Annotated in this window: 15 protein-coding genes and 2 pseudogenes; 9 read left to right on the top strand and 8 right to left on the bottom strand. The window is 45.4% G+C overall.

What is annotated here, in order from left to right:
* Nucleotides 1-327 precede the first annotated feature (327 nt).
* Nucleotides 328-1038, top strand: coding sequence for a hypothetical protein (locus RIG27_RS27915; protein ID WP_446350403.1), 711 nt, complete (start codon nucleotides 328-330; stop codon nucleotides 1036-1038).
* Nucleotides 1039-1071: 33 nt separating this feature from the next.
* Here RIG27_RS27915 and RIG27_RS27910 read toward each other — a convergent pair whose 3' ends face one another.
* Nucleotides 1072-1983 carry a hypothetical protein gene (locus tag RIG27_RS27910; protein ID WP_446350402.1) on the bottom strand — a complete coding sequence of 304 codons (912 nt, stop codon included), beginning with the start codon at nucleotides 1981-1983 and terminating at the stop codon, nucleotides 1072-1074.
* Nucleotides 1984-2216: 233 nt separating this feature from the next.
* The gene (locus tag RIG27_RS27905) at nucleotides 2217-2450 is read right to left on the bottom strand and encodes a hypothetical protein (protein WP_446350401.1); all 234 of its coding nucleotides are present in this window, start codon (nucleotides 2448-2450) and stop codon (nucleotides 2217-2219) included.
* Nucleotides 2451-2639: 189 nt separating this feature from the next.
* On the opposite strand from RIG27_RS27905, the gene RIG27_RS27900 reads away from it, so the two are divergent.
* Nucleotides 2640-3530, top strand: a complete 891-nt coding sequence (locus RIG27_RS27900; RefSeq protein ID WP_446350400.1) for a hypothetical protein — start codon at nucleotides 2640-2642, stop codon at nucleotides 3528-3530.
* Nucleotides 3531-3673: 143 nt separating this feature from the next.
* Here RIG27_RS27900 and RIG27_RS27895 read toward each other — a convergent pair whose 3' ends face one another.
* The 3 genes and pseudogenes from RIG27_RS27895 to RIG27_RS27885 all read right to left on the bottom strand — a co-directional run.
* Nucleotides 3674-6022 (bottom strand): tetratricopeptide repeat protein, encoded by a 2349-nt coding sequence (locus RIG27_RS27895; RefSeq protein WP_446350399.1) that lies wholly within the window; start codon nucleotides 6020-6022, stop codon nucleotides 3674-3676.
* 57 nt (nucleotides 6023-6079) lie between these two features.
* On the bottom strand, nucleotides 6080-7894 hold the full coding sequence (locus RIG27_RS27890) for a carbohydrate porin (protein WP_446350398.1): 1815 nt from the start codon (nucleotides 7892-7894) through the stop codon (nucleotides 6080-6082).
* Nucleotides 7895-8504: 610 nt separating this feature from the next.
* Nucleotides 8505-8726, bottom strand: a pseudogene (locus RIG27_RS27885) (helix-turn-helix domain-containing protein); the annotation flags it as partial.
* Between the two features lie 137 nt (nucleotides 8727-8863).
* Here RIG27_RS27885 and RIG27_RS27880 point away from each other — a divergent pair.
* Nucleotides 8864-9649, top strand: coding sequence for a hypothetical protein (locus RIG27_RS27880; protein WP_446350397.1), 786 nt, complete (start codon nucleotides 8864-8866; stop codon nucleotides 9647-9649).
* 220 nt (nucleotides 9650-9869) lie between these two features.
* On the opposite strand, the gene RIG27_RS27875 is transcribed toward RIG27_RS27880, so the two are convergent.
* Both RIG27_RS27875 and RIG27_RS27870 read right to left on the bottom strand, forming a co-directional pair.
* Entirely contained in the window at nucleotides 9870-11048 is a 1179-nt protein-coding gene (locus RIG27_RS27875) for an RNA-guided endonuclease InsQ/TnpB family protein (RefSeq protein ID WP_446350396.1), read from the bottom strand.
* A gap of 126 nt (nucleotides 11049-11174) precedes the next feature.
* Nucleotides 11175-12002: a hypothetical protein gene (locus tag RIG27_RS27870; RefSeq protein WP_446350395.1), complete on the bottom strand. Its 828-nt coding sequence runs from the start codon at nucleotides 12000-12002 to the stop codon at nucleotides 11175-11177.
* 1143 nt (nucleotides 12003-13145) lie between these two features.
* Between RIG27_RS27870 and RIG27_RS27865 the strand changes: the two genes are divergently transcribed.
* From RIG27_RS27865 to RIG27_RS27855, 3 genes are read left to right on the top strand one after another with little or no spacing between them, the layout of a single operon-like run.
* Entirely contained in the window at nucleotides 13146-13637 is a 492-nt protein-coding gene (locus RIG27_RS27865) for a deaminase domain-containing protein (protein ID WP_446350394.1), read from the top strand.
* A 26-nt stretch (nucleotides 13638-13663) separates the two neighbouring features.
* Nucleotides 13664-14554: a hypothetical protein gene (locus RIG27_RS27860; RefSeq protein WP_446350393.1), complete on the top strand. Its 891-nt coding sequence runs from the start codon at nucleotides 13664-13666 to the stop codon at nucleotides 14552-14554.
* A gap of 36 nt (nucleotides 14555-14590) precedes the next feature.
* A complete protein-coding gene (locus RIG27_RS27855; protein ID WP_446350392.1) occupies nucleotides 14591-14968 on the top strand; it encodes a hypothetical protein in 378 nt (125 codons plus the stop codon).
* 161 nt (nucleotides 14969-15129) lie between these two features.
* Here the strand turns inward: RIG27_RS27855 and RIG27_RS27850 are convergent, their stop codons facing one another.
* Nucleotides 15130-15363, bottom strand: a complete 234-nt coding sequence (locus tag RIG27_RS27850) for a hypothetical protein (protein WP_446350391.1) — start codon at nucleotides 15361-15363, stop codon at nucleotides 15130-15132.
* Nucleotides 15364-15487: 124 nt separating this feature from the next.
* Here RIG27_RS27850 and psb34 point away from each other — a divergent pair, with 124 nt between their 5' ends.
* The 3 genes and pseudogenes from psb34 to RIG27_RS27835 form a co-directional block, all read left to right on the top strand.
* Nucleotides 15488-15655, top strand: coding sequence for a photosystem II assembly protein Psb34 (gene psb34 / locus RIG27_RS27845; RefSeq protein WP_446350390.1), 168 nt, complete (start codon nucleotides 15488-15490; stop codon nucleotides 15653-15655).
* Nucleotides 15656-16063: 408 nt separating this feature from the next.
* Nucleotides 16064-16243 carry a photosystem II protein, Psb35-related gene (locus RIG27_RS27840; protein ID WP_446350389.1) on the top strand — a complete coding sequence of 60 codons (180 nt, stop codon included), beginning with the start codon at nucleotides 16064-16066 and terminating at the stop codon, nucleotides 16241-16243.
* A 461-nt stretch (nucleotides 16244-16704) separates the two neighbouring features.
* A pseudogene (locus RIG27_RS27835) lies at nucleotides 16705-16854 on the top strand (photosystem II q(b) protein); the annotation flags it as partial.

The following is a 16854-nucleotide window of genomic DNA, read 5'->3' as shown; positions in this document are numbered from 1 at the left end:
ATACCCCACTCAAGAAAAGGATTTCAAGAGAGTATCCATAGAAACACGCTGCCCGTTTAATCTGGGTCAGAAGCCCACCCATGCATAACCATGCATGAGGATGACCCCCAGACAAGGAATCAAACAAAACCTGGAAAGCTTAAAAAAGCTTGTGTCCAGGACAGATCCCCTATCCGGCTAGAACCCATTCTAAGCCCAAGGAAAGTAGACGCTTCTCACAAAGAGCGTCTAACCCGTCATGCACATATTCCCAAAAAGCCAGGGCTGACGCATAGCCCCTCTGGAAAAGAGGGCAGATTGGAAAGCCCATCATCGATCTGCATTGCCATGAATAATTGGACAAGAAAACACAACAAATTTAGCGTACAGAACCGCCTCACCCCCACCGCCAGAGAATTATGGCAGTGGCTGCTGGATGAAATGCCCGAAGGTAGCAACGAAATTATCGACCTGCGTGACTTTAACAAATGGGTTAAACGAACACGCGGTTTTCCCCACGATCGCAAAACTGTCAAAAGTGCCGCCCAACAGCTATTGGACAAAGGCGTACTCACCCAAGCTAAAAGCTACACCGCCTACGTTTGGAAATGGAGGCTTGAACCGATTCGCGTCCTCATGCCCCCCCCTTTTCGCAAACCGCAGAAAAAATTGACTTTTCAGTCAGAGATTCCCAATTTAGACGCCTCAAACCCGCAGTCACTAAAGGACGAGGATATAACAACAACAACGGATCTAGAAGATGCCGAATCTGGGGAGTTTGAGCAAAAGTTACAAGCTTGTCGGAAGGCGGGAATTTACTATTATCCAAAGGATGCCCAGTTTATGCATGGCTTTTCGTTACAAGAGGTTCTCAAGGCGATTATCTACTTTCTGTTTAACCGTGATGGGGTTCGCCACCCAGAGGGATGGTTTAAAGTCTGCCTCGAAGATAATTGGGCTGGAAAAGAACAAGAACGGCATCAACTCCGCGTTCAGTGGTCTACAGAGGGGTTATTTGAGGCTATCCGCTATTGCAATCAAAGGATGGGGATGGTGTGATTGGTATTTCCTAGTTCCAATAACCAAAAAGTCCTAATCTGCGTCCTGCCATCCCTCAATAGTTGCCATCAAAATATTCAATAGAGGATGATTTATTGTCTCTTTAAACGCTTCTGTTCCGCCCAGCTTGAGGGCATTGATAACTCGTGCTTTAAGTGTAGGATTTTTTTCTATTTGCTCGGCAGCTTCAGCCACAACTGCCATCTTTTCAGCAGTTGTTGTAGTTGGGTATGTTTTGGATAGTTGCTCCAAGAGCTGCTGGATCTCTGCTGCTGCCTCAGCTAGAGTTGGCTTTTGTTCAGGAGCATAGTTACGAATATGCTGGATACTTTTTTGATCACCTTTAACATCGACAGCAACATTGCCAATAGGGTTTTGATTTCCAGAACTGCCTATAGAACCTTGATTTTCAACACTGGCTACATTTCCGTGGAAGTGCATTTCTTTCTTATGAATTTCTTTTTCAGACATTTTTTCAATAATTTCTAATAATTTTGTATTATCTTGACGACAATTTTCTATTCTTTCTCGATAAATTTGTAATACTTTATCTAGCCTTTTTCTTTTAAATTTAAAGCCTGATGCGGTGACTAAAATATTATCATTATTCCGCCATCGACTAAGTAAGCTACTTTTTACACTATTGAGGAGCCAACGAAGTCCTGTGTTGCATTTATCACACACATATATGGCTTCAAAGTATAACATATATTCACTGCTTTTAATAGTGTAATTTGCAAGTGATAATGATGTTCCACAAGCACAGTAAGATTTTTGGGCTATAGAGCTAGGTAATTCTTTGATAGTTTTTTCTTTAGTTTTACGATCACAGTAATTGCAAACAAAGCCCAGTCGAACTAAAAACTCTTTCTTGTTATCATCCCATTCAATAAAAACCTCGTCGCTGTTAATCGGAGCGCCACAAGTAGGACATACCTTAATCATTCGCTATCTAGCACCAGTCAATCAGCTTCATTATTGCCGCAGCATAGCTCAGTATTTCATCTACCGCCAAGCAGTCAGAGCGATCACTTGGCAGTACTTGACGAGCGAGAGATGCGAAATATAGCAGATCATTAAATTCCTTATTAAATCCGGTTGATTCAAGCTTTCTGACCAGGCAGCACAGGACATGAATCTTCAGGATTATCATTATTCCCAATGCTGCTCTGCCAGATTCATTCCTCTCCCACTACTCTCTTGTAGGTAGCTTCTGGGTTCTCCATTATCCTACAATCAATCTGTAAGTCAGTTATTTCTGCATTTGGATCGTTTACTTCCTTACTGATGCGCTCCCTAAGTAATTTCAGAACCTGTTGCAGGGCATCTTCTATAGACTCTGCTCTGGGTTTCCAGGCTTTTGAGCCTCCTACAAAGTTACCGTTGGGGCTGATCGCTGAGTAGTCAACCATCGCTCTGTACTTGTGTTCCACCTTGTCTATCTCCAGCTACTCTCTGATAATACTGATTTTGCGTTAAATCTAGTCATTCTGGATTTACTGTCAGTTCGGATTCACTCGGCTCTTGTATTTAAGACGCCCTGGGTTAGGCTGTGGTATCTTTGCAGAGCTTTTGATTTGGCTGGTCGGGGATGTGTCATCTTGCCTATTCGCTTCCTATGCCAGGTTCTCCATGTTTCTCTTCGTCGGTTGTATCAGTGGCTCAAAATTGGTAAGTGTTGTGGTGCCTTTAGAAAGTACTACCGAGTTCATGGATGTTTCTGTATCTGGTTAGGAAGCCTGTCTAAAGTTTGTCAAGCCCTGGGCTTAAGAAACTGGGGAGCCGTCGCTACAGTACCCCTGTTTGATATCCTGACACGGGCTGGCTTAAAAGCCGCCGCCGCAGGAATCCAAGCCCAGCAGCTACAACACAAATCTTACGTAGCAGCTAAATTAAGTCTGCCATCGAAAGAGCGAAAGTTTCATAGATTGTCTGAGGTTGACCAAATCTTGGGGTGGGGTAAGGAATCCTCCCAGAATCCGGTAGGGGGGCAAGTTCCTTTTCTGCTCCATGTTGGTCCGTCTAAGGCATTTGTGAGTAAGGGGTTCATCCCCTTTGGTGGATCGCAAGAAACGATCGCCGAATACCTGGGTGTATCATCCAGGACTGTCCGACGACATCTGATTGGGGTGGATAGGCGGCAAATTGTGCAAGCAAAAGCTGCCTATCGGAAGATTGAGCAAGCAATGCGCTGGGATGCCGATTTCTACCGCGCTGATTCTTCTATTTGGGTTGAATGCGTTGAGAATGCCCCTTGGGGAACTTACGCTTTACACGAACCGAATGGAATGAGTTCAGCATCTCGCCCCGGTGGAACCGAAGTCACCAGCGATCGCTTTTTTGAGTACATGGATAAAACGTGGATTTATCGGTGTAACCTCTACGATTTGGACTACAACCTCAATTCCATGCAAAGAAGCCGTCGAAATTTCATAAGGGAAGCTTATCGATCGCAAACCAGCGAGCCCGCGCTGAGTTCTGGACTTGTGTAAATAAGTTTTCCTTATGAAAGACAAGATAAGCCAAACGGTAGCACCGCCCCCCCCCACCGGGATAAGAAGGACAAAAGTCACACTTTATTTCTGGGGTTGAAGGGGGGGAAGGAAACCCCTTTGTCTCCTGTCCCCCTCACCAATTAATACCGCTCCCAATACGGCTGAAAACCCCGCCGCTTGAGAATATCCACCTCCAACCGCTGAATCCGGTTCGTCAACTGCGGGTTCGGCGTTCCCGTCTCCGCCTCCTGTTCGGAGTTCAGCGCCTGAAACTCCTCTAAAGCCGTAAACGGCTGATCCAACGCCACATTCAACTCCGCCAGCGTTTGACGCGCCGCCAGATAATTGGGATTAATCTCCAACACCCGCTCATAATAGGGCTTCGCCTCCAGATAAAGCTGCTGGGTAAAACGTACTCCACCCATCGCCATCAGCGCCCCAATATTATTCGGTTCCCGTGCCAAAATCTCCTGATACGCCTCACTCGCCAGTTCAAAATCCTCCAGCGCCAGGGCGAGTTCCCCCTTGACAAAATACGCACTTAAGTTATCAGGATTACGGGCAATTAACTGCTCAATTTCAGCCTTTGCCAACTCCGGATCTTCTAAGGCAATCACCTGTAACCGCCGCAGTTGAACCGGTGTATTATCTGGATCAACCTGTAATAGCGCCTCATACAACGCTATCCGTTCCGCGTCTGGGGGTAAAACGCCCACTAAACTAAATAACTCCGGTGGTAAATCCGTAGCAGGTTTCGTCTCCAACCATTCCTCAAGTACCGCCTCAGCTTCCGTTTGAGAAATCCGTTCCGTTTGGTAAGCGATCGCACTCCGTCCCAACTTCACCAGCAAATCATTAGGATTACGGGCGATTAACTGATCATAGATCGCGATCGCCTCATCCGAACGCCCTTGAGCCAGACGAATTCCCGCCAATCCCCGCAGGGCGCTATTCACCACATCAGAATTCGGATTCCGTTCAATCAGCCCCTGATACCGCCGCGCACTCGCTTCTAAATTTCCTTCCCGACGCTCAATTTCAGCCAACAACAGTTCTGGGGTAAAATCAGACGCCCCGGCTTCAGTAGCAGTATACGCTGCGATCGCTTCCCTGGCTTGAGCCAACTGATTCTCTTGAATCAACATCTGCGCCACCCGGAAATACAAAAACGGCTCATCCACACCCGCATTAATTAACTGCTGATAAACAGGTAACAACGCCGGATCTGGCGGATCTAAAGGAATCAACGCACTCGCTAAAGCCCGTAATTCAGCCGCTTCCGACGGTAACGGTTGCAGCAGCCCCATCAGCCGCTGTCGTAACTCACTGCGGGAAATACGCCCCAATTGACTCTCTAACGCCAACTGCTTCACCACCAAACTCCGGTTATTTGGTTGCTGCTGAACAAGCTGCTGGTAAAGATTTAAAGCCGCCGCCCGTTGAGACGGTAACTCACTCAAAACATCCGCCACTTCCTGCACTAATGAAAACGAAGGATTCTGAGTCGAAGAAAGAACCTGACGATACAAAGCCACCCCTTGTTCATACAAATCCGTGCGGCGTTGGTTTCGTCCAATCGATGTCAGCGCCCGGGCTAACGGTAAAGCCGCATCCGCTTCACCCCGTAAGGGTTCCAACGTTGCCAAAGCTTCATTAATCTGTCCCGTCGCCGCATACGCTTGGGCTAAATCCGCTTGTAGTTGAGCCTGTTGGGGGGATTGTCGCAGTTGATTCGTAAGAATCTCCACCGCTTGAGCCGCATTCCCCGTTTCCCGTAGCGCCAAGGCGTAAGCCCCCGCGACGTTACCGGGAATTTCTTCACCCGTGGCTTGATACCGATTAAATAATTCTAACCCTTGCTGATAATCGCCACTGTAGGTATAAATTTGAGCCGCCCCCAGAATCGTTTCTGGTGAGGGATTATTCGCCAACAGTAACTCATAATCCGTTAACGACTCAGCAAACCGCCCTTGATATCCTAACAGTAACGCCCGTTTTGACCGAGATTGGGTATCATTAGGATTCTGGTTTAATAAGCCGGTTAATGCTTCAATTCCCTGTGCTTGCCACTCTTGGCGATAAACCCCCATCTCACCCACCGCTTCCAGGGCGGTTTGATTCGTGGGTTCTCGCTCTAGCACATCATTATAAGCATTCCAGGCTTCCTCAATCCGCCCCCGGCGTTGATAAGCAATGGCTAATCCTAACTTGGCGTCTAAAGATTGGGGATCACGGCGTAACGCCCCCTCAAAGGCTTGAATCGCATCATCTACCCATCCTTTCTCTAAAAGCGAGTACCCCTGACGCACTGCTGCTGGAACCCCCTGGGCTTGAACAGCAGGTACAGCAAAATTAATTGGGGCGATGGGTAATCCCCCGGCTAATTCCAACATCAGGAAACAGGCTAAGACACGGAACCACCGGGATGAGTTTTGGTTTTGAGGAGAGGATAAAATTGGTGTTTCAGCTAACTTGTTTTGTGCGTTCATGAGGGTTAACTGGTAAAAAACTTGGTGTAGAGTCGTAGTTCATGAAAAAGCACCCGATTATGGATAAAGCTGCAAATCTGTTTTAACCCGGAATCCAAAAATTGTCTCCGAGAAGCCTTCTCGTTCTTGCAGCGTCACCCCCGCCCGTAGATTCGGTGAAACTCGGATATCGTAGAATAACTCCCATACATCATTATCTTCAGAAAAACCGCGACCAAAAGCATAACCAAGCCCCAGGCGATCATCTTTAAGAAATAGATCTAAGAAATTAAGTCCGAAATTATACGTTTCGCTACTATCATCCAGCTCGCTATTTTCCAACCAACCGTAACGGGCAAACAATCCTAGCTTGATTTCTGGGATAAAATATTCCCCATTAATCCCAAAGGCATTTTCGCGATCGCCGTTTCGGGTGCCAAAGACGCCATCCCGCCCTGTATCTTCGTTTGTGGCGTAGGTTGCCCGTATAATACCATTCCCCGCCCGGAAACCAATCTCACCCGCAAACGCATCTAAACCAAAATCGCCCAAATTCCGATTTGAGGAAAACACAGCCGCTTTTGCTTCCACATTATCGGTAATATTCCAATTCAATAACCCCCCAATCCGAGAACCAACACCTGTAGACGCTAAAGCTGGATTGGTTTGAAACAGGGGGTGGAAGAAATGGGTGGTACTATCCTTGGCGAAACTATTGCGGTCAAAATAAGACGTTAAATCCATTAACCCGGCGATTAGGCGCAAATTCGGATAACTGGGGAGAGAACCAGCAAAATATAGTTCACTCAAACTAAATCCATCGCCTTCCGTCCCAGCAAAATCATCCCCTGTGGCTAAATCGACAATAGCACCAAATAAGGCATTGGGCGATACTGGATAAATACCCCGCAACCGTAACCGCGCCGAAGCATCTTCCTGCTGGAGATAAGCGCCTTGCACATCTAGTGTAGGTGTTAATGCTTCATTTTTGGGGGGAGAGTTCTCAGGAATTAACGAACCATCGGGTTCATCGTCGTTCGATTGGGTGAGTAAGATGGATTCAACCGAATGTTGAGCAGGTTCCATCACTGGCGGTTTTGGTACTAACGCCCTATTATCTACTATTGATTCCTCCGCGACGGTTAAGTCTCCAGGGATGTGGTAATCAACCGAATGAATCAGGGGTGCGGGTTTTGGCAGTTTGGGAACAATCGCTTCAGGTACTAAACTGGATTCGTCACCAAGAGCGAATTCAGATGGCGGGTGATGTTCAACACCTCGACTCCGCTCGGTGTTGACGCTGAGCGGAGTCGAAGCGTCAATCTTCTCCTGTACCGTCGCTACCACCGGGGGTTTTGGGGTGATGGCTTCGACGACTGGATTGGGTGTATCGGTTTCCGTTATCGGTAATGGCAGATAATGTTCAACGGAGTTTTGCACCGCAGCTACCACCGGGGGTTTTGGCGCGATCGCCTCTGCTATTGTCTGAGAGGGTGGAAACTCAGAATCGGCGGAACGATTAAAGTCGAGTAACTGATGCTGACGGCTAGAGGTGATATCTACAATCTCAGAGTTATCTGACTCGACTGTTGGGGAAGCTTCCTCATTCGCCAGAGTGTCATCGGAAAAGGGGTGTTCATCCAGTGCGATGAAGTCAGAATGACTAGGATTCGCTGATTCTTCAGCAATCCCCTGATCCCCAATTGGAGTCGGTTGCTCATTTGATTGAGCGTAAGCGGGTGTCATTCCCAGGAAAGCCGCTATGGAAAATAGAGATAGCGCTCCGGCTGAAGTTGATCCCATGGATAGCAGATAACTTAGCCAAATAGACTGCCGTAATCTCGGCGTAATTTGCTTATCAGTATTTCTATTTTTTTGAATTAGTTCTCTCATTAGCACCACAGTTGCTGATAGGTGGACTTGAGGATTAAAACCGTCAATTATTTACTTTTTCTGAGGTTTTAAAGAGTCTCCGGAAAATCTTTGCAATTGTAGATGCTCGGTCAACTAAGTTCACCGACGCCTAATAAAAATGAACTGTTCCGAAACTGAAAAATGAGATAAGTTGCTTGAAGTAAATGATAAAAATACTAAACTTAATCTCTTGATTTTTATTGCCTAACGCTTCAAGAGATTAAGTTTGAGTTCGTTTCACTGAAAACTCGTATTTTTAATTCATAACTATCCCTGGGCAATTAGCGAGGAAATGAAGTCGAATAAAAATTTATCCAACTGACTTAATTATTCAGGACAAACACAAGCGAAATTCATTACAAAAGGGGACGTAGAGCCGATAGGGAGAGACGTTTGCCAAAACCCGGTATAACCCAGACCTGGTTATGGAATACGTCACCTGTTTCCAACTCCCCTGACAATCTGGAAAATTTGTGTTGGTTTATACCCAAGGGTACAGGCTGTTAAATTTTACAGTATCTCTACTGTTTTAACGTGACGTACTCCTACAGTCAATCAAAGTTTAGCCCTTCGACTCCGCTCAGGGCTAAACTGTAGAGCGTTTTTGACCATAGTATTCAGGTTGCTCTCTAGGTTTAGCAATACTACAAATTAATGGGCAGGCATTAACAGGACAGCGATTCATTTGCCACCAGTCAAACCTATCTGCCAACAGATAGTTGTATTGGCAACGCAGCATATCAAGCCACTTATTTATGCGGCAACGCTGTAAATAGGTTGGTAGTAGCTTGTACTGGTAGCTTAGTTTCATGTTACTATTGTAACGCCTATCACCTCTAGTTTTTGCGCTCTCCGGATTGACTGACATCAACTCGAAAAAGGAGTTTAGGGAACCCTTGTCTGGACATCCGTATTACAACCAACTCATTTTCGGAGTAAATTGGGTCTGTGTTTTTTAGAAGATTACCAACCAAAGGAATTTTTAATCCGAACAGAGGATTAGTTTTTCTTTTTATACTGTTACTATTAAACAGTGGATGTTCCCAAGATGTATTACAACTTGAGCGATTACCCAACCTATTACCGAACAGTTCAACGGATGCCAGTTTTCAACTTCGGGTGTCCCCATCCCAAAAAGACGGGGTTTACAGGGTAACGGGAACGACGAATTTACCGGATGACAGTCCGATCGCGATCGCGGCGGTTCGCTACTTACACCCTGATCCTGATCTCCCAGCCAATGAGGATTCAAAGCCAACCTATTCAATTTTGGCTTATCAAGATGTCGAGGTAAATAGTGGGCAATGGCAAGCTAACTTAAATCTGTGGGAGGTTGCACCGGATGGTAAGTATCAAGAGGTGTGGCAAATTGAGCAGTTGGAATTGGGACTAATGTTAGATCCAGACAAGGAGGTGCTATTCCTCGCCACGCTAGCGCCTACTGACGCCTTGTGGACGATTCAACAGCAGTTAGAGAACCAGGGGATTAAAGTAGACAAGAGCCTGATTCGCAATACCCTGGATGGCGAGCGCTATGTCCAAGCCAGTCAAGTGATGCCGATTCCTTTACCGACGGCATCCACCGCGCTACCACCGGAACGTCCACAGGATGTGAATGGCGGCTGGGGACCTCGCTATATTTTGTTACCCGAACCTCCGAATAAGAGGAAGTTAGAGGTGCTGGACGAGCGCCGCACAGATGCACCGTTGGCGCCAGGGGAGTTCATGCACTAGGTTCCGCCTAGAAATGCCAATTCCAGCGAGTAATCGTTCTCACAAAGCTCCATAACCCAATCTGGGAGGATTTTATAGGCGCATATATTAATCAAGAAGTTAGGATTCAAGTTCCAGCACTGTTTACGCAGGAAGTGGATGAGTAGTCCTTGCAGTAAACTACCTACACCAACCTGAGTACAGGTATGGTGTAGGCTTTCAGTAGCCCTGTACCAAACCCTTATAAACTAGGTTGGAAGTACTCCATCCGACGTAGTTCACACGACAGGTACGAACCTCCAGGGCTGTTTACAGAAGCCCCCAAAAGTTTAATTACGTTGGCACCATTAAAATCAGCATCACCCTTCCAGTTGCAATGTCCACAAGAGAAAGTCTTACCAATACGGTAGGACTTTCCTTTTACTGGATGGATGTGTAGGCATTTGTGGCAAGTTTGCGAGGTATAGGCTGGATTGATTTTGATTACCTCAACCCCAGCCCCAAGAGCTTTGTAGTCCAAAAAAGTTCGTAGCTGAAAAAACGCCCATGAATTTGAGCGTCTGCGTTCAGTCTTGTTTCTTGGTTGCTCGTTAGTGCGCTCGCGAATTCCTGTTAAGTCTTCGATTGCAATTGAGGCACCCAACTGTTTTGCCTTGCCAACAATGTGCTTGCTGACGTTATGGTTAACCCACGACTGAAAGCGTCTCTCCCGACCAGATAACCGTTTCAAGCATCTCCTAGCCCTACGCCTAGTTGATCTTGTGCCTTCTGAAGCCTTCTTCTGGAGAGATGCTCTTACCTTTGAATATTTATCTCGAACCTCTGTTATTTGTTGTCCTGAAAAGCTTTCTCCCTCACTAGTCACAGCCACGTCACGACGCCCCAAATCCACTCCAATTACACCTTGGGATTTTTGAGGATTTGGGGCATCATTTTTTACTTGAATATTAACTGAGTAGGTATCATTTTGATGTTTAACCAGCGTTGCTGATGTTGGCGTAAAACCAGATAGTTTTCCTTTCTGGTAGCTACCGACATCAACCAAGAAACGTTCTCTCCCCCCAACTAGCGTTAACGACACCGACCAATTTTTCTCCTTAAAAGAGAAGATTCGAGCATCATAATCAGCAGAAGTGGGGAGAAATTTTCTGACAGGTTTGTTCATCCGCTTGGCTGTTTTGCGGTTGGCACTCACCCGATTAATGGCGCGGATGGCAAGGTTAGAAGCTAGTCCAAAACGTTCCCGCACTTCGCCATAAACTTGATTCTGGATGGTCACGTTATGGGTAATCTTGGGTTCTACGACTTCGTTGATATAGTTGCAAGCATCCGCAAACGCCTTAAGAGTTACCTCTATCTTGGCCACCTGTTCGGGTGTCGGGTTGATTTTGCAGACTATCGTTAACACTTGCTTTTCCATTGATCAATTATATCACTGCAATGAGCATTTATTGGAAAACTCCGTCCTTCCGTTTTCCAAGGGCATTCCTCTCACCGCTAAACTATCGGGGGTACTCGCCTTACGGCTCGATAAGTCCCCCTCTAGCTATAGCGGGAGCCTCCTGCCGAAATTAGGTGAGCGAATTTCTCGGCGCGACTCCTCATCCGGGAACCGGAACAGGAAGTAGGCGATCGCCAATTTCACCTGATGTAGCGGAAACTCAAGCACCTTCGGACGTTCAGACTTTACAAAGGGTATCCCGGCGGCTTCGCACTCCGCTAGTATTTCATTTACCTTTGAAGTGGGACTCTGGGCGTTAGTTTCGCCATTCGTTACCTGAGAAGTAGGACTCTGGGCGTTAGCCTCCTCATTCGCTACCTGAGAGGTGGGACTCTCGCCATTATTAATACTACTGCTGCTGCTGTTTAAACCTGTTTCCAAAGTTTCTGCGTTTGAGGGGTCTGAATCGGGAATTTGTGGATCAGTATCCGACTTTTTTTTCGGCTTACGGAAAACGGGCGGAATCAGCACATCGATAAGTTCAAGCCGCCACTTCCAAACGTAAGCGGTGTAGCTCTTGGCACGGGTGAGGACTCCGGTGTCTAGGAGTTTTTGAGCAGCACTTTTAACGGTTTTGGGGTCATGGGGGACGCCGCGTGTTCGTTCGACCCATTTGTTGAAGTCGCGCAGGTCGATGATTTCAAAGCCGCCTTCGGGCATTTCATCAAGGAGCCATTGCCACAGCTCTCTGGCGGTGGGGGTCAGTCGGTTCTGAACGCTGAACTTGCTATGTTTTCTCGTCCAAGTGTTTTTTCGTTTTTTCCAAGTGTTTGGGGATTGATAAACAAAATCCGGCACGTTCCCATCGGCTGGAACGCCCTGACACTGGCGGTTTTGACGATTTTCTGACACCATTAAAATGACTCCTTTCATGTTGTGTTCATGGGAGGGGAAGCGTCGCGGGTTGGTGTCTAAGTACCAGCTCGTGGCGCGTTATTTCTTTATTGGGAGATTGTACCTCGATTTGGCGAAAAGTGCGATCTCGTCTGATATCTGATATCTGATATCTGATATCAGACAAAGATAGAAAAATAGGAGGTCAATCGATGGTTTCCGCTAACCTAATCCCCGCCTGATGACTAAAACGCCAGTCCAATCCTTAACATTCTGCCCCAGAATTACCGAAATACGTTAGAGCAGCTAAGGATTTTATTGGATTAGCAATTACCTGTATTTAAACAAATTACCTGTATTTTCAAATAAACCAACTTTAAAACAGGAGCATCCCATTTGGGAAAAAGCATTCAAAAAAGTGACGATCATACAAGGGTTTCAGCCCATTTTCAACAGTTATCTTGCCCAATTTAGATGTTCCCAGTTAAACTAACCCTGGGTGTTACACCCGCTGACACAAACAGCCTCAATTGTTGCGCCAATTTTTGTAAGAAAACACCAACCAATTCCATTTTTTTATGTTATTATGTACAGAATAAATACGAAGACCAGTGCCTAGTTAAACTAAGCACTGGTCACGGCGATGTCATAAGCTAGTGCCACCTAGCTCCCAAGACAGCGCGAGTATTTCTTGTTGTTATACGTGGTTTGCCAACCACGCATTTTTTGATGTTCAAAAAACATTCTAACACTTTAATAGTGCAAAAAACTCGCTGGCGAACTCGCTTAGCTGTGGCAATCACCATAGCTATGTCTCCCCTCTTGGGAGGTTTTGAGGCAGAGTTCATCAGAACCAATACAGTGAATCCCCAGTGTGGAGGTCACTGTAATCAATTGAAAGTCAGGGTAAAAACAAAAGCCAGCCCTGCACAGGAGTTGATCAAAGTGCTGCTGAACATGCAGTAGACATCAATCAGAATAACAGGCATCTGGTGGGTTACGGCTACGCCTAACCCACCCTACTGGCGTGGCACAGCTAAAATTGTGGATTAGATTTGACCATTGAATCGGGCGCAAGTCTTTGCGCCCCTACGGTTTCGGGTCTCCCATTCTAATTCATCAAATAAGGTGTGCCACGCCACTACATCTACATCATTATTGAATCGTCGGTGCGGCTAAAATTTGGTTGTCTTTCTGGGGATTTCTGTTGATACATTTAGGAAAATATATTCAGCAGGATCAAAAATCTTGAAAAAGGAGGACTTACAAGCCAGGGCTGCTGACATCCGGCAGAAATACCTAAAAAAACCCATAGGTAAAGGTAATGTTGCGATTGCTGATATACATCTCTCTAATAATGTAGCCTTCTGTGCTGGAGCAACTTCTAGAGCCAAAAGCCCTATTCCTATACCACCACCTAAGTCACAAGGAGGACAGTTCGAGCCATCTCTCGACTCCCGTACTCGCCGCCTTATGAACACTGACGCTGAGTACAAAGTCCTGTCAGCAATTGCTGAGACTCTTGAGAGATATTATGATCTTGAAATAGAGGGTAGCCTCTATCTCTATACTGAGTTAGAGCCATGCGAAAGCTGCAACGACGTTCTCAGGCAATTCCAAGAAAAATTTCCCAATATAAGCGTTGATATCTTTTGGGATTATCCATATCCATGAAAATCTTAGACATACCCAAATAAATCATGACATTTCAAGGGAGGAACTCTATATACAAACAACTCACTCTTAATCGAAAGTCCTTACTACGTCATCTACCTGCTTCGCTTCAAAAAGCCATGGTTACGGCGTGGAATCAGCACTATGAAGAGCTTTATGAATCAGAATCAGACGGAACCGTTCTGCTTGAAGATGCCTTAGGTAAGATTTTAAACTCATTTCAAAGTAGCAATCAGACATTCATGCAACTCCGTTATGTATGGATGGCACTAACCCTAGCTGTTGTTGTCGAGCCGACTATTAAATACTATCAGCCTGATAACCCAATTCCAGAAGAGACCATCAACAAGCTAACCAACTGGCTGCTTAAAACTATCGCCGGACTGTTCTATCCCCAAGAAAAACTTAATCGAGAATTTGATAATGTATTGAATGACACATCAGTAGACATCAATCATCTTTCCTCTGACAAAAAAATATCTAGCTTTCAAGTTTTATCGGAAGCCTTGGATGTCTATATCAGTGCAGTCAATGCCCTTGAACCCAGCCATTCGATACAAGCACTATTGGACATTTTAGATGATTGTTTAGAGGGCTATGCTATTTTTCCAGGTTCTTATGGAAGGCGTGAGCTTTTTAATTGGTGGTTACTAGATATTGTCCCATCATGTTGGTATCTGCTCCCTCCTACTTCCGTATACTCATTAAACGAGCTGGCGGATGATGATAGCCATCAAACTTTAAGCCAATTAGAAGAAACAAGTTGTTTGATGTGGTCTCTGATTGAGGCAGCCATTCAGAATCAGAATAGGATAGAAGAAGATTTGTTGAGTTTTCGCAACAATACGTTGATCACCGTCAAAGAAGAAAATGATAGCCAGCTTGAACATAACCAGTTAACCTTAAGTAATATTTAATCGTGGCGTTGAGTTACTGTTTATTAGGAGGAAATTATGAGTAATCAGCAAGATGTCATAGCAGAACTTTTGAATAGCGTGCGTGAGAAAGACTCTGACAAGGAAGAAGAAAAAAGCTACGGAGAAGAGCATCTTACTCAGCTTAGGACAGCTTGCGACAATTTCCTGAGGAAGGAAGACTTCAAGGTCGGGCAAATTGTGAAGTGGAAGAAAGACCTGAAAAATAGAAAGCTTCCGCAAAAAAATCAACCAGCCATTGTGGTGAGAGTATTAGACGAACCGATAGTCAGTACAGATGATGAGTCCAGCAGTCCTTATTTTTTAGAGAACTTAGATATTGTTCTAGGGGTTATGTCTAACGATGGTACGTTTTTAACCTTCTATTATGACAGTAGTAGGTTTGAGTCTTATTGACCTTTTTAATCACATAGCTTTTACGGCTACAATCTCAATTGATGCTTCGTACCCAAAATGGTACACCAGACAGAGAATGACTACCAATCCTTATATCGGTTCTTCACTTGACGATCTCCTCGAAGAAGACGGAATACTTGACGAGGTAGAAGCAATTGCACTTAAGCAGGTTCTCGCTTGGCAAGTTTCTCAGGCAATGCAAGAAAAAGGACACACCTAAACAAGAAACCGTAGGGGCGCACCGACGTGCGTCCATCCCCGACGTGCAGTGTCACGCCACTACCCTTTTTCGTGCCAAAAATTCCTATCACAGTAATCTTGACAAATTGACTCACTTGCCCATTACCCAAAAAGGCATCGCAATCACCAGGCGATGCGTCATATCCGGAGTTCATCTGCTGTCGTCACCGGAGTGTGTTGATAAACATCACAAAAATAAAAAAGTCAAGTCACAGTCGAGATTTGTAACAATTCGTTACGTTGTGAGTAACAAAACGTTACACAAGTCAGGAGGCAGTTATGTATACTCGCGACGAAAGAGGAATTCTTAACAACTACGCCAGCGAACCTCAAATGTATTTTGCTAATTACCCCAGTGTGGAACAACAGCGTAACTATCTGTTACAGGGAGGAATCGCCACATTATTAGTTAGCGCATTAATGTTAACCGCATTAGCTATCAGCTAAATACCTCAACACAACAAACAGAACTATTAACTCAAGGAGGTAAACCGAATGACTATATTAATCGCACTATTTATTATCGGCTGGGTTGCAGCAGCAGTTTTAGCTTATCGGCGATTCATCTCACTGTCTAATCTTTGATTGACAGTGAGATGAATCGCCAGTCTATTATTGACAACATGTTTTCCATAAGCTATTATTCTCCGGTGGAGAAATTGTTTTTTGTGTCTCATTTACTTGCGCTGTAAAAGCTGGTAACTTGATAACAAAAGCCAATCTTCATAACTAAAGTTTCTCTTGCAACAAGCAAGAAGTGGGGCTGGGCATGTCCTCACTATAAAACGCTGGAGGTATAGTCAAAGCTATACCAAAGGAAGCCTACACTGTACCCGTAGGGGAGCGTGTAGGAGGATGTCACGAACCCTTGCTTACTTCCGAGGAGAGCAAAGAAAGCCGATTCACGATCGCAACTGGCGTTCTGAATCATTCGAGCAGTTAGCCCAATCCATTACAGGGACTGAGATTGACTACACCGAGCGCACCCCAGCTTATCGGATGGATGCCTATTCCAGCGCCAATCTCCCGTCCTAGCAACAAGCCAAGTTTCGCGACGTTGTAGCGACGTGACATGGCACGTCACTACATAACCCCAGCCATCGGATAGCTGGGGTTCTTATCAAAAATTGCTACATTTAGGTTGTAATAAAAATCTGAAAAAGAAATAAGAGAGCCACTCTCTCATGCAACTCTCTCTCTAGTCCTAAAGGTACATCTACTACTCTCATAATCGCTTTTAGGACGCTTAGGTGTCACACCCAGTTTGAGATCAGTAGCCAACTGGTAGAACTGATCCGTTATTCCTTACAGGGAGAATATTACAGGCGATCGCCACTCTTAAAGAACAGGAGAGCGATCGCCCAATTTATAACTAAAACTTATCGATGCAGTCAGGAACCCTAATATTTATTTCCTTTACAAACCTTAAATATTTCCCTATAGTTATAAACATAATCATTCATTGACCTAACAAGTCGATAGCAATCATCCGAACCATGACAACTACATTACAACGTCGCGAATCCGCATCCTTGTGGGATCGGTTCTGCGAGTGGGTCACCTCCACCGAAAACCGCCTCTATATCGGCTGGTTTGGTGTACTGATGATCCCTACTCTCTTAACCGCCACCACCTGCTTCATCATC

Source organism: Coleofasciculus sp. F4-SAH-05 (genome assembly GCF_040222985.1).
GTDB lineage: Bacteria > Cyanobacteriota > Cyanobacteriia > Cyanobacteriales > Coleofasciculaceae > Coleofasciculus > Coleofasciculus chthonoplastes.
Note: the sequence above shows the minus strand (reverse complement) of the source record. Positions and strands in the feature narration are given on the sequence as shown.